12 protein-coding genes are annotated in these 13116 nt (G+C 69.8%); 5 read left to right on the forward strand and 7 right to left on the reverse strand.

All coding sequences use genetic code 11. The features are described 5' to 3' along the window. Positions 1 to 489, reverse strand: a 489-nt coding sequence (locus tag GWI24_RS29250) for a hypothetical protein (RefSeq protein WP_210948891.1), incomplete at its 3' end; no start/stop codon positions are given. A gap of 80 nt (positions 490 to 569) precedes the next feature. Between GWI24_RS29250 and GWI24_RS29255 the strand changes: the two genes are divergently transcribed. Beyond that, positions 570 to 1538: a diacylglycerol kinase family protein gene (locus tag GWI24_RS29255; RefSeq protein WP_086879181.1), complete on the forward strand. Its 969-nt coding sequence runs from the start codon at positions 570 to 572 to the stop codon at positions 1536 to 1538. Positions 1539 to 1857: 319 nt separating this feature from the next. After that, a complete protein-coding gene (locus GWI24_RS29260; RefSeq protein WP_014054815.1) occupies positions 1858 to 2115 on the forward strand; it encodes a WhiB family transcriptional regulator in 258 nt (85 codons plus the stop codon). Positions 2116 to 2285: 170 nt separating this feature from the next. On the opposite strand, the gene GWI24_RS29265 is transcribed toward GWI24_RS29260, so the two are convergent. The 6 genes from GWI24_RS29265 to GWI24_RS29290 all read right to left on the reverse strand — a co-directional run bounded on the left by GWI24_RS29265 (position 2286) and on the right by GWI24_RS29290 (position 9944). Continuing rightward, complete coding sequence (locus tag GWI24_RS29265; protein ID WP_210948892.1) at positions 2286 to 3755, reverse strand: sensor histidine kinase; 1470 nt, start codon at positions 3753 to 3755, stop codon at positions 2286 to 2288. 389 nt (positions 3756 to 4144) lie between these two features. Further along, entirely contained in the window at positions 4145 to 5215 is a 1071-nt protein-coding gene (locus tag GWI24_RS29270) for an SIS domain-containing protein (RefSeq protein WP_210948893.1), read from the reverse strand. Between the two features lie 54 nt (positions 5216 to 5269). Continuing rightward, entirely contained in the window at positions 5270 to 6829 is a 1560-nt protein-coding gene (locus GWI24_RS29275; protein ID WP_210948894.1) for a glycoside hydrolase family 3 protein, read from the reverse strand. Positions 6830 to 6838: 9 nt separating this feature from the next. Beyond that, positions 6839 to 7669 (reverse strand): carbohydrate ABC transporter permease, encoded by an 831-nt coding sequence (locus GWI24_RS29280; RefSeq protein ID WP_210948895.1) that lies wholly within the window; start codon positions 7667 to 7669, stop codon positions 6839 to 6841. Next, complete coding sequence (locus tag GWI24_RS29285) at positions 7666 to 8667, reverse strand: carbohydrate ABC transporter permease (protein ID WP_210948896.1); 1002 nt, start codon at positions 8665 to 8667, stop codon at positions 7666 to 7668. The genes GWI24_RS29280 and GWI24_RS29285 overlap by 4 nt, the downstream gene beginning before the upstream one ends. A 5-nt stretch (positions 8668 to 8672) precedes the next feature. Further along, a complete protein-coding gene (locus GWI24_RS29290) occupies positions 8673 to 9944 on the reverse strand; it encodes an extracellular solute-binding protein (RefSeq protein WP_210948897.1) in 1272 nt (423 codons plus the stop codon). Positions 9945 to 10205: 261 nt separating this feature from the next. Here GWI24_RS29290 and GWI24_RS29295 point away from each other — a divergent pair, with 261 nt between their 5' ends. From GWI24_RS29295 to mctP, 3 genes are all read left to right on the forward strand, one after another. Next, positions 10206 to 11000 carry a GntR family transcriptional regulator gene (locus GWI24_RS29295; protein ID WP_044570136.1) on the forward strand — a complete coding sequence of 265 codons (795 nt, stop codon included), beginning with the start codon at positions 10206 to 10208 and terminating at the stop codon, positions 10998 to 11000. Between the two features lie 190 nt (positions 11001 to 11190). After that, complete coding sequence (locus GWI24_RS29300; protein WP_210948898.1) at positions 11191 to 11451, forward strand: DUF3311 domain-containing protein; 261 nt, start codon at positions 11191 to 11193, stop codon at positions 11449 to 11451. Then, complete coding sequence (gene mctP, locus GWI24_RS29305) at positions 11448 to 13061, forward strand: monocarboxylate uptake permease MctP (protein ID WP_210948899.1); 1614 nt, start codon at positions 11448 to 11450, stop codon at positions 13059 to 13061. Before GWI24_RS29300 ends, mctP begins: the two co-directional genes overlap by 4 nt. Positions 13062 to 13116: the final 55 nt, after the last annotated feature.

Below are 13116 nucleotides of genomic sequence, written 5' to 3' on the forward strand. Positions count from 1 at the left end.
GGTCGCCGTCGGGTTGATCAGCAGCGCCAGGACGGCGAGGGCCGCGACGGCGGTGGCCACTCCGGCGGCGATCAGCCCGCCGCCGTTCTGCACCAGCGTCCAGGCCACCGGCAGCGCCATCAGCTGGGTGATCATCGCGGGGCCGCGGCTCCAGCGGCGCCGCAGCCACAGCCCACGCGCCGCCAGCAGCGGCAGCAGGGCCAGCGCCAGCACGGTGACCCCGAGCATCTCCGCCTGCTGGGGGCTCTCCGGATTCCCGGTCAGCCCCATGATCAGTACGTAGACGCCGAAGCCCAGCAGCACCACGCCCTCCGCGGCGGCCAGCACCGCGGCGGCCGTCAGCCGGGCGGGGCGGGGCCCGGTGGGCGCGGCGTCGGCGGCACCGGCGGCGTCGGCCGCCTTGGCGGCCCCGGCGTCCGGCCGCGCCGCGGCCTTCTGCGCCGTGGCCTTCTGCGCCTTCTTCGCGGTAGCGGACTTCTTACTGCTCACGCCAGCAGCCTAGCCGTCCTCGAGGCGCCCGGGCCCTACCCCCCTGGGGCCGGTCGCCCCGGATGGGTAGGCTGGCGCGCATGCGCGCACTCCTCGTGGTCAACCCGGCAGCAACCACCACCAGTGCCCGCACCCGGGATGTTCTGTTCCACGCGCTCGCCAGCGATCTGAAGCTGGACGTGGCGACCACGGAGTACCGGGGGCACGCCCGCGACCTGGCCCGGCGGGCGGTCGACGGCGGCACTCATGAACTGGTCGTGGCGTTCGGCGGCGACGGCACCGTCAACGAGGTGGTCAACGGACTGCTGCACCATGGCCCCGCCCCGCAGGAGTTGCCCCGGCTCGCGGTCGTGCCCGGCGGCTCCACCAATGTCTTCGCCCGAGCGCTCGGGCTGCCCAATGACGCCGTCGAGGCGACCGGCGCCCTGCTGGACGCGTTGAGAGACGGCACCGAGCGCACCGTGGGCCTCGGACTCGCGGGCGGCACTCCCGGCACCCGGGACGAGTCGGTCCCGGCCCGCTGGTTCACCTTCTGCGCCGGGCTCGGCTTCGACGCGAGCGTCATCGGCCGGGTCGAGCAGCAGCGCGAGCGCGGCAAGCGGTCCACCCACGCCCTCTACATACGGCAGATGGTGCGGCAGTTCATGGGGGAGCCGCACCGGCGGCAGGGCACCATCACCATCGGGCGGCCGGGCGAGGACCCGATCGAGGAGCTGGCGCTGTCGATAGTCTGCAACACCTCCCCGTGGACCTTTCTGGGCAACCGCCCGGTCTACGCGGCGCCCCAGGCGTCCTTCGACACCGCCCTCGACGTGCTGGGACTCGCCAAGCTGTCGGCGCCGGCGGTGACCCGCTACGCGACCCAGCTGCTGATGTCGACACCCGAGCGCGGGCCCCGCGGCAAGCATGTGGTAGCGCTTCACGATCTGACGGACTTCACCTTGCAATCCCAGGCGCCACTGCCGTTCCAGATGGACGGTGACCATCTGGGACTGCGTACGAGCGTGACGTTCACAGGCGTACGCCGTGCACTGCGTGTGATTGTGTGAGTGAGACCGCAAAAAGTCCTTCCAGTCGAACGTTTACCCTGTACTCCACCCACCGGAAGTACGGCTGTGACCGAGCCGACACCAAGGAATCAAAAAAAACTTTCCGGAAGGGGTTGTATCCGTCGCCGAGGTTTGCGAGTCTCTTCTTGGCGATCGGGACGGCCTTCTGAAAGGCCCCCTTGAGAGCCCGAACCCCCTCCTCATCCCACAGGACCGCACCAGCCCCAACTGGTGTGGCGGCCCTGCCCTTGCGGGGGGATTCGTGAAAGCGTTCACATTCACAAGCAACGAGCCCGCAATACGAGGAGATGGAGCAGCCATGGACTGGCGTCACAACGCCGTTTGCCGCGAGGAAGACCCCGAGCTGTTCTTCCCCATCGGCAACACCGGTCCTGCGCTGCTGCAGATCGAGGAAGCCAAGGCCGTCTGCCGCCGCTGCCCCGTCATGGAGCAGTGCCTGCAGTGGGCGCTTGAGTCCGGCCAGGACTCCGGCGTCTGGGGTGGAATGAGCGAAGACGAGCGCCGCGCCATGAAGCGCCGTGCCGCTCGCAACCGGGCACGCAACGCCAGCGCCTGAAGCCCGGCACCCCGTGGCCCCCGAGCCGCAGCGCGTAGTAACCCCCATGCGCACAGCATCATGAGCTTTGAGCCCCGGACCGGATGGGTCCGGGGCTCAGTGCTTTCCGGGCTCATAACAATCCCGATAACGCTACTGATAACGATGCGGACACCGATGCGCTCAGCGCATCAGTGCTTCTCCGCACCCACCGGGAAGTCCAGCATCACCCGGGTGCCGCGCTCCGGGGCGGGCACCATGTCGAACGTCCCGCCCAGTTCCCCCTCCACCAGGGTGCGGACGATCTGAAGCCCGAGGTTTCCGGCCCGCTGGGGGTCGAACCCCTCGGGCAGCCCGCGCCCGTCGTCCTGGACGATCACCGCCAGCCGGCTCTCCTCACCGCTGCCCCCGCGCACCGCCGAGACCTCGACCGTGCCCTGCTCCCCCGGTCCGAAGCCGTGCTCCAGCGCGTTCTGCAGCACCTCGGTGAGGACCATGGACAGCGGGGTGGCCACCTCGGCGTCCAGGATGCCGAACCGCCCGGTGCGGCGGCCGGTCACCTTGCCGGGCGATATCTCGGCCACCATCGCCAGCACCCGGTCGGCTATGTCGTCGAACTCGACCCGCTCATCGAGGTTCTGCGAGAGGGTCTCATGGACGATGGCGATCGAGCCGACCCTGCGCACCGCCTCGTTGAGCGCCTCCCGCCCCTGCGCCGAGTCCATGCGGCGGGCCTGGAGCCGCAACAGGGCCGCCACCGTCTGGAGGTTGTTCTTCACCCGGTGGTGGATCTCCCGGATGGTGGCGTCCTTGGTGATCAACTCGCGCTCGCGGCGGCGCAGTTCGGTGACGTCCCGCAGCAGCACCAGTGAGCCGATGTGCAGCCCCTTGGGCTTGAGCGGAATGGCCCGCAGCTGGATGACTCCGTCGCCGCCCTCGACCTCGAACTCCCGGGGCGCCCAGCCGCTGGCCAGTTTGACCAGCGCCTCGTCCACCGGGCCACGCACCGGGGCGAGTTCGGCGGTGGTCCTGCCCAGGTGGTGGCCGACGAGGTCGGCGGCGAGACCCAGCCGGTGGTAGGCGGAGAGCGCGTTGGGGCTCGCGTACTGGACCACCCCGTCCGCGTCGAGCCGGATCAGCCCGTCGCCCGCGCGCGGTGAGGCGTCCATGTCGACCTGCTGATTGGGGAACGGAAACGATCCCGCGGCGATCATCTGGGCGAGGTCGGACGCGCTCTGGAGGTAGGTGAGCTCAAGCCGGCTGGGGGTCCGTACGGTCAGCAGATTGGTGTTCCGCGCGATCACGCCGAGGACCCGGCTCTCCCGCCGGACCGGGATGGACTCCACCCGCACCGGCACCTCCTCGCGCCACTCGGGGTCGCCCTCCCGGACGATCCGGCCCTCGTCCAGGGCGGCGTCCAGCATGGGACGGCGGCCGCGGGGTACGAGATGGCCGACCATGTCGTCCTGGTAGGAGGTGGGCCCGGTGTTCGGCCGCATCTGGGCCACGGAGACATACCGGGTGCCGTCGCTGGTGGGGACCCACAGCACAAGATCGGCGAACGAGAGGTCGGAGAGCAGCTGCCACTCCGAGACCAGCAGGTGGAGCCACTCGAGATCGGAATCGTCGAGTGCGGTGTGCTGGCGGACGAGGTCGTTCATGGAGGGCACAGTGTGAGCCTACCCTCACCGGTGGATTAGCCTATTCGCGCATAAGCATGGACAGGCAGCAGTGGTCTAGTCCAGAATATCGAGCACTGCGATCTTCCGCTCTCCCCGCACAGGAGGGCGGATCGAGGAACTCGGAGCGCTCTGCCCTGACCGCCCGGGAGTCCTCAGGTCGGCCGCTCGGCCGACGCAACTCCGGGCTGCGGTGCCGGGCGGGTTGAGGGTCCCGCCCTGGCGCCGCGGCCCGCGGGTGTCACACATCCGCGGCCGCGGGTGGCACACATGGGCTCCCGCGCCTCTCGAAGGCCGCGGGAGCCTTTTCCGTGTGCCTCAGTGATGTGCGGCGGGGACCCACGGTGTCCCAGCGGCCCCCGCCGCAAGCCTCAGCGGGTCTCCGTCACCTTCGCCAGCGCCCGCGGTGCGTCCGGGTCCTGCCCGCGCGCGATCGTCACCTCGTACGCCAGCATCTGCAGCGGCAGGATCTCCAGGATCGGCTGGACCTCCTCGGCGACGCCGTCCGTCGGCAGGGCGAATCCCGCCGAGGCCCGCTCCACCTCCGACGCGCCGCCGATGACCACGAGGTCCGCGCCCCGGCCGCGTAGCCGCTCCAGGACCGGCTGCAGCGCCTGGCCGCCCTTGCCCTCGGTGACGATCGCGATCACCGGCGAGATGTTGTCGACCATGGCCAGCGGGCCGTGCAGCAGATCGGCCCCGGAGTAGGAGAGCGCCGGGATGTAGCTGGTCTCCATCAGCTTCAGGGCGGCTTCCTTGGCGGTCGGGTAGCCGTAGCCCCGGGAGGTGAGCACCATCCGCTCGGCGAAGCGGTAGCGCGCCGCGAGCTGCCGGACCTCGTCCTGGCGGTCGAGGATCTGCTGGGCGAGGTCGGGCAGCACCTTGGCGGCCGCGCCGTCGCCGCCGCGCAGCCCCTCCACGAAGAGGTAGAGGGCGAGGAGTTCGGCGGTGTAGGTCTTGGTCGCGGGCAGCGCCTTCTCCGGCCCGGCCAGGACGTCGATGTGGAATTCGGAGACGGCCGCGAGCGGCGAGTCGGCGTTGTTGGTCACCGCGAGGGTGATCGCACCGGCCGCGCGGGCGGCCTCGGTGGAGGCCACCAGGTCCGGGGAGCCCCCGGACTGGCTGACAGTGATCACCAGGACGTCGGTGAGGTCCGGCCGCGCGCCGTACGCGGTGGTGGTGGACATGGAGGTCAGCCCGCACGGCTTGCCGAGCAGTACCTCGAGCAGGTACTTGGCGTACAGCGCCGCGTTGTCCGAGGTGCCCCGGGCGGTGAGCAGGACGAAGCGCGGGTTGCGGGCGGCGATCCGCTCCGCGACCTCGCGGATCCTCGGGGCGCCCTGATCGAGGATGCGGCGCAGCACGGCGGGCTGCTCGGCCATCTCGCCGGACATGATCCGGCCCGGCTGGTCGCTGCGCTGGGCCGTCGTCGTGGCGGACATGCTGGGTGCCTCCAGGTGGCTCTGTGCCGGGCTGGGCCGAGGGGGGCTGAGGAGTCAGTCCCCGGGGTGGTCACCGGCGCCGTTGCCGACGATCACTTCCGCGGCCGCCCGTCCACACACCCGGGCGGCGCCGTGGGTCGCGATGTGCAGCGCCCCGGCGGGCGGCGCCTGGGGCACCCCCATCTCCACGACGACCGTCTCCGGCCGGGCGGCGAGCAGGGCGTCCAGCGCGTCGGCCATCCAGGGGTGGCGGTGGACATCGCGGACCACAGCGACGATCCTACGGTCCCCCGCGGTGTCGAGCATATTTTCGATCAGGCCGTGGGCGCCCAGGGTGTCGGCGTCCTGCCGCCCGTAGGTGGCGGCCCCGGTGCCGGGGCGTAGCCGGGCCAGTTCGGCGCCGACGCCCCAGGGGGTCTCCTCACCGACGGCGATGTTGGCCACCGGGGTGAAGGCGGCTACGTAGGCGGGTCCGGTCACCGGCTCGTACGAAGACCCGGCCGGGGTGACTCTGAGCGCCCGACGCGCGGCGGCGAGCCCCACCCCCGCGGCGGGCTCGATGCCGTGCGCCGCGCGCGGTCCTCCGGAGCGGCGCGTCCAATCCCCCAGGGCGCGCACCCGCGCCGCCGCCTCGGCCAGCCGCTCCTCCGCCAGCCGCCCCTCGATGACGGCGGTGACCAGCGCGTCGCGCAGCCGCAGCACGGTGCCTTCGTCGGCGAGTCCGCCGCCCACGCAGATCGCGTCGGCGCCCGCGGCGATCGCCAGGACGCTGCCGCGCTCGATGCCGTACGCGTCGGCGATGGCCCGCATCTCCATGCCGTCGGTGACGATCATCCCGTCGAAGCCGAGTCCGCCGTCGGCCACGGGCCGGCGCAGCAGGCCGTGCAGTGCGGTGGGGCTGAGGGTGGCGGGCAGGTCGGGGTCGAGCGCGGGCAGCAGGATGTGCGCGCTCATCACGGCCTTGGTCCCGGCGGCGACGGCGGTGCGGAAGGGCACCAGTTCGCGGGCGGTCAGGGTGTCGAGACCGGCGTCGATGCGCGGCAGGGCGTGGTGGGAGTCGACGGCGGTGTCGCCGTGGCCGGGGAAGTGCTTGGTGCAGGCGGCCACCCCGGCGCCCTGGAGGCCCTCGATGTACGCGGCGGTGTGCCGCGCCACGAGCCCCGGTTCGGCGCCGAAGGAGCGCACGCCGATGACGGGGTTGTCGGGGTTGGAGTTGACGTCGGCGGAGGGCGCCCAGTTGAGGTTGACGCCGCATTCGGCGAGGCGGCGGCCCAGCTCGCGGGCGACGGCGCGGGTCAGCTCCGGGTCGTCGACGGCGCCGAGCGCCAGGTTGCCGGGGAAGGAGGAGCCGGTGCGCACCTCCAGCCGGGTGACGTCGCCGCCCTCCTCGTCGATCGCCACCAGCACGTCGTCACGCTCGGCGCGCAGCTGGGCGGTGAGGGCGCCCAGCTGCTCGGGGGTGGCGATGTTCCGGCCGAACAGGCCGACGGAGGCGAGCCCCTCACCGAGCCGCCGCAGCACCCAGTCGGGGGCGGTGGTGCCGGTGAAGCCGGGCTGGAGAACCGTGAGGGCGTCGCGGGTGAGGGTGGCCGAGTCGTGTGCGAGGGTCGTCATAAACCGGGATCATCCCTTCACAGCGCCGGAAGTGAGCCCACCGACCGCCTTGCGTTGCAGAAACAGGAACAGGAGCAGGATCGGGATGGCGAACAGCGACGCTGCCGCCATGGTGGCACCCCAGTCGTCGCCGAAGGCGGTCTGGAAGCTGGACAGCCACAGCGGAAGCGTCTGGGCGCCCGGGTCCTTGTTCAGGATGAGCACGAGCGGGAATTCGTTCCAGGCCGTGATGAAGCCGAAGAGCGAGGTGGCCATCAGGCCGGGGGCGAGCAGCGGGAAGATCACCCGGATGAACGCCTGCGGACGGGTGCAGCCGTCCACCATCGCCGACTCCTCCAGCTCCTTGGGGATCGCGGCCACGTAGGCGCGGAGCGTGAGGATGGTGAAGGGCAGCACCATGACCATGTAGAACAGGGTCAGCGGAAGCAGGCTGTTCAGCATGTCGCCGTCGCGCACCAGCATGTAGATGGCGATGACCAGGACCTCCCAGGGCGCCATCTGCGCGATCATGAACGTCACCAGGAAGCCGCGGCGCCCCTTGAACCGCATCCGGGCGAGGGCGAACGACGCGAGCAGCGCGATCAGCAGGGAGAGGCCGACCGCCGAGAGGGTGACGGTGAGGGAGTTGCCCACCAGGGTCCAGAAGTTCTCCGCGTCCATGGCCTTCTGGAAGTGTTCGAGGGTGGCTCCGGTCGGGAACCACACCGGGTCCTCGGAGATGATGTCCGAGGTCGGCTTGAGGGCCGTGGTGAACATCCAGTAGACGGGGAACGCGAAGCCGAGAAAGAGCACGACGGCGGTCGCGTTGGGCCACAGCCGGGCGAGCGGCGAGCGCTTCACAGCTCGTCCTCCTCTTGCCTGAGCACGATCCGGAGGTAGTAGGAGGTCAGCGCCAGCAGGACCGCGATGGTCAGCAGCGAGATCGCGGCGCCCATGCCGTAGTGCTGGTTGCCGACGCCCTCGATGAAGGCGTAGACGGGCAGGGTTTCGGTGAGCCGGTCGGGGCCGCCCTCGTTGATCGCGAAGACCTGGGCGAACGCCTTGAAGACCCAGATGACTTCGAGGAACGTCGTGGCCAGCAGGAACGGCTTGAGGAAGGGGAAGGTCACCGAGGTGAAGCTCTTCCAGCCGCCGGCGCCGTCGAGCGCGGCCGCCTCGTAGAGCTCGCCGGGGATGGTGGTGGTCGCGGCGTAGAGGTTGATCGCCACGAAGGGGATCGACTGCCAGACGATCAGCACGGTGATGACGAAGAACGTGGAGAACTGGCCACCGGTCCAGTTGTAGTGCGCCATGGAGTGCCGGCCGAGCGCGTCCAGCACCCAGTTGACCACCCCGAACCGGGTGGCGAAGAGCCACTGGAAGACGGTGGTGGCGGCGATGGTCGGCATGGCCCAGGCCAGTACGAGACCGACCGAGAGCAGCAGCCGCATCTTGCTGCCGAGGCGGGCCAGCAGCAGTCCGACCAGGGTGCCCAGCAGCATGATCAGCACCACGTTGACCGCGGTGAAGATCACCGACCGCAGGGTGACCCGCCAGAAGTCCTCGCTGGTCAGCGTCTCGCGGTAGTTGTCGACCCCGTTCCACTCGGTGAGGTGCTGGATCAGCTGCCGCATATTGAGGTTCTGGAACGACAGCAGGCCGTCCTTGACCAGCGGCCAGCCCAGGAGCAGCACGGTCGCCGCCAGCGCGGGCAGCAGCAGGAGGTACGGGGCGGCGCCGGTCAGCCGTCCGCGCCCGGGGGTGCCCGGGGCCGGGCGGCGGGTGCCTGGCGGCTCCCCGCTCCGGCGGACCCCGGCCGCCGCCGGGCCGGGGTCCTGGCGTTCGGTCGCTACGGACATTCGGCTCAACGCTCCTGGCTGAGACGCTTGTTCAGCTCGCCCTCGACCGACTTGGCCGCCTCGGCGGGCGACTTACCGGTGAGCACCGCGGTCATATAGGTCTTGACGGGGTTCGGGGCGTTCTCCACCGCGGCCCATTCGGGGATCAGCGGGGTGGTGCCGCCGGTCGCGGCGGCCGGGGCGGCCGCCTGCCCGGCGGGGTTGCCCTTGAGCTGCGCCTGGAGGGACTCCTTGTTGGGGATGACACCGCCTTCCTTGGCGAGCTGTCCCTCGTAGGTGTCATTGAGCGCGATCTTCAGGAACTCCTTGGCCAGTTCCTGCTTTTCGCTGCCCGCTGCGACCGCGAGGTTGGAGCCGCCGAGGAAGACACCCTCCGGCTTGCCCGCGGTCTCGCCCGGGATGGTGAAGTAGCCGATGTCCTTCTCGATCTTCGGGTTGGCCTTGATGGCGATCCCGGCCTCCCAGCCCATGCCGATGAAGGCGCCGGTCTTGCCCTTGGCGAAGACCTCGCCCTGCTGCGGGGTGGCCTCGTCCTTGTCCTTGGGGGCCTTGCTGAAGGACTGGTACTGCTTGTAGATGTCCATGGCCTTGCCGACCTTGGGGTCGGCGAGGTTGGAGACCCACTTGTCGCCGTCCTTCTTCACCAGGTCGGCGCCGGTGCCGATGGTCAGCCCGTCGAAGAAGTACCAGTTCTGGCCCGGGAGATAGATGGGCTCGGCGTCGGTCTTCTTCTTGATGGTGTCGAGGTCGCGGAAGAACTCGGTGCGGGTCTTGGGGGTGTCCTTGATCCCGGCCTCGGCCCAGATCTTCTTGTTGTAGAGGACGACCCGGTTGGCCGCGTACCACGGCGCCGCGTACTGCTTGCCGTCATAGACCGCGGACTTGTTGATCGACTCCGACCAGTCGGCGCCGATCGACTTCTTCAGATCACCGAGTTCGGCCAGGCCGCCGGTCTGCGCGTAGGACGGGGTCTGGGTGTTGCCGATCTCCAGCACATCCGGCGGGTCGGACTCCGAGAGCGCGGTGGTCACCTTCTGCTGAATGCCGTTCCACTGCTGGATCTCCAGCTTCAGCTTGGCGCCCGTCTTCTTCTCGAAAGCGGCCTTGACATCCTTCGTCCAGCCGTCCGGCGCGGAGCCGTCCATCGCCCAGACGGTGAGCGTCTGCCCCTTGAAACCGTCCGCTCCGGCCTTGTCGTCATCGCCGTCGGACCCACAGGCCGCGACGGATACCAGCATTGCCGCGACACCCGTCGCCGCTATGAGCCCACGCTTCACGCCACTCTCCTCAGAAGGCCGGATCAGGGGTTTAATGGTCCAGACCAGTGCCCGCAGCTTGGCCTAGACCTTTTGGGGTGTCAAGGGTGTATAAGAGTCACCGGAGGCTCCGTTACCGGACCGACACTTCCCGACATCCGGACCGGCGGACCGCCCGGAGCCGGGACCGTGCCACGATGTGAGGCGCTGGATTCTTCAGGAGACCGGTGACGGCGGTGGACGCCGGTGACGGCAGCGGACCAGGAGTCGGAAGGGCGCGCGATGGACACCGAGGGGGCAACGGCGGCAGCGGCGGCCACCACGACGGCCGAGAGCGACGGCAACGGCTCCAATGGGGCACGCACCGCGCGCGTCCCGAAGTACTACCGCCTCAAGCGCCACTTGCTGGAGATGACCGAGACCCTGCCACCAGGCACCCCGGTTCCACCGGAGCGCACCCTGGCCGCGGAGTTCGACACCTCGCGCACCACCGTGCGCCAGGCGCTCCAGGAGCTGGTCGTCGAGGGTCGTCTGGAGCGGATCCAGGGCAAGGGCACCTTCGTGGCCAAGCCCAAGGTCTCCCAGGCGCTGCAACTCACCTCGTACACCGAGGACATGAAGGCCCAGGGCCTGGAGCCCACCTCCCAGCTGCTGGACATCGGCTATGTCACCGCCGACGACCGGCTCTCCGGGCTGCTGGACATCGCCGCCGGCGGACGGGTGCTGCGCATCGAGCGGCTGCGGCTGGCCAGCGGTGAGCCGATGGCGATCGAGACCACCCATCTGTCGGCCAAGCGCTTCCCCGCGCTGCGCCGCAGCCTGGTGAAGTACACCTCGCTCTACACGGCGCTGGCCGAGGTGTACGACGTCCGGCTGGCCGAGGCCGAGGAGACCATCGAGACCTCGCTGGCCACTCCGCGCGAGGCGGGGCTGCTGGGCACGGACGTGGGGCTGCCGATGCTGATGCTCTCGCGGCACTCGCGGGACGCGTCCGGGGAGCCGGTGGAGTGGGTGCGGTCGGTCTACCGCGGGGACCGCTACAAGTTCGTGGCGCGGCTGCAGCGGCCGAACGACTGAGGAGCGCCGCTGTCCGAGCCGGGCCGTGATACGGCTGACCGGCTATCTTTCTCATACCGATATACGGACGGGTAGTGACGACCGCCGGGCCCCGGGCTTAGATTTCCTGCGCATTACACAAATGATCAGCTGTGATCCAGGTGATCGACTGTGACGCAGGTGATGAGCCGAGGGGACTGGAGCCCGCCACATGTCAGACACGTCCGCTTCACCCGGCAGGAGACCGGTTGTGACGCCCACGCGCGTCGTGGCCGCTCTGTGCCTGATCGCCCCGTTCGTCGGGATGCTCTGGGTCGGTTCGTACGGCAAGGTCGAGCCGACCTTCATCGGGATCCCGTTCTTCTACTGGTACCAGATGCTCTGGGTGCCGATCTCGGCCGCGCTGACCTCGGTCGCCTACGTCCTGGTCCGCCGTGAGCGGCGGGAGCGCAAGGGGGGTGACTCGGCATGAACGGCGGAGTGAACGGCGTCGCGCTCGCCGTCTTCATCTTCTTCTTCGTGGCCGTCACGGTCATGGGCTTCCTGGCCGCGCGCTGGCGCGCCGCCGAGAACGCCAACAACCTCGACGAGTGGGGTCTGGGCGGCCGCAGCTTCGGCACCTGGATCACCTGGTTCCTGCTCGGCGGCGACCTGTACACCGCGTACACCTTCGTCGCCGTCCCGGCCGCGATCTACGCGACCGGCGCGGCCGGGTTCTTCGCGGTCCCGTACACCATCCTGGTCTACCCGCTGATCTTCACCTTCCTGCCCCGGCTCTGGTCGGTGTCCCACAAGCACGGGTACGTCACCACCTCGGACTTCGTCCGCGGCCGCTTCGGCTCCAAGGGGCTGTCGCTGGCCGTCGCGATCACCGGCATCCTCGCCACCATGCCGTACATCGCCCTCCAGCTGGTGGGCATCCAGGCGGTGCTGGACGTGATGGGCGTCGGCGGCGGCGAGAACACCAACTGGTTCATCAAGGACCTGCCGCTGCTGATCGCCTTCGGTGTGCTCGCGGCGTACACCTACTCCTCGGGTCTGCGCGCCCCCGCGCTGATCGCGTTCGTCAAGGACACCCTGATCTACATCGTCATCGCGGTGGCGATCATCTACATCCCGATCAAGCTGGGTGGCTTCGACGACATCTTCAGCGCGGCGAACGACAAGTTCACCAAGGCCGGCGCGGGCGGGCTCGCACCACCCGCGGAGGGCCAATGGGCGTACGGCACGCTGGCCCTGGGCTCGGCGCTCGCCCTGTTCATGTATCCGCACTCGATCACGGCGACGCTCTCCAGCCGCAGCCGCGAGGTGATCCGCCGCAACACCACGATCCTGCCGCTGTACTCGCTGATGCTGGGGCTGCTGGCGCTGCTGGGCTTCATGGCCATCGCCGCCGGGGTGACGGTCGAGAACGGCCAGCTGGCCATCCCCCAGCTCTTCGAGGACATGTTCCCCGACTGGTTCACGGGCGTTGCCTTCGCCGCGATCGGCATCGGCGCGCTCGTCCCGGCGGCCATCATGTCGATCGCCGCGGCCAACCTCTTCACCCGCAACATCTACAAGGACTTCCTCCGGCCGAACGCCACGGCCGAGGAGGAGACCAAGGTCTCCAAGCTGGTCTCGCTGCTGGTGAAGGTCGGTGCGCTGATCTTCGTGCTGGGCATGGACAAGACCGTCGCGATCAACTTCCAGCTGCTGGGCGGGATCTGGATCCTCCAGACCTTCCCGGCACTGGTGGGCGGCCTGTTCACCCGCTGGTTCCACCGCTGGGCGCTGCTGGCGGGCTGGGCGGTCGGCATGGTCTACGGAACGTGGAAGGCGTACGACACCCCGAGCGGCACCCAGAAGCACTTCGGCAACACCGCCGATGTGCCCGGTATCGGCGAGATCGGCTACATCGGCCTCACCGCCTTCGTGCTCAACGTGGTGGTCACGGTCGTGCTGACGCTGATCCTGCGGGCGGTCAAGGCCCCGGACGGCGTGGACGAGACGTCCTCCGCCGACTACAAGGCGGACGCGGGTGACCCGGGCGTCCAGACCGACCTCCCGCCCGCCACGGCGGGCGCTCCGGGCGGCCACTGACGCCTGGCGGCGGGCCGCGCCGATTGACGGCGAACGGCGCCGGGGTCAGGGGGTG

It is taken from the genome of Streptomyces sp. MK37H (assembly GCF_018035285.1).
GTDB classification, from domain to species: domain Bacteria; phylum Actinomycetota; class Actinomycetes; order Streptomycetales; family Streptomycetaceae; genus Streptomyces; species Streptomyces endocoffeicus.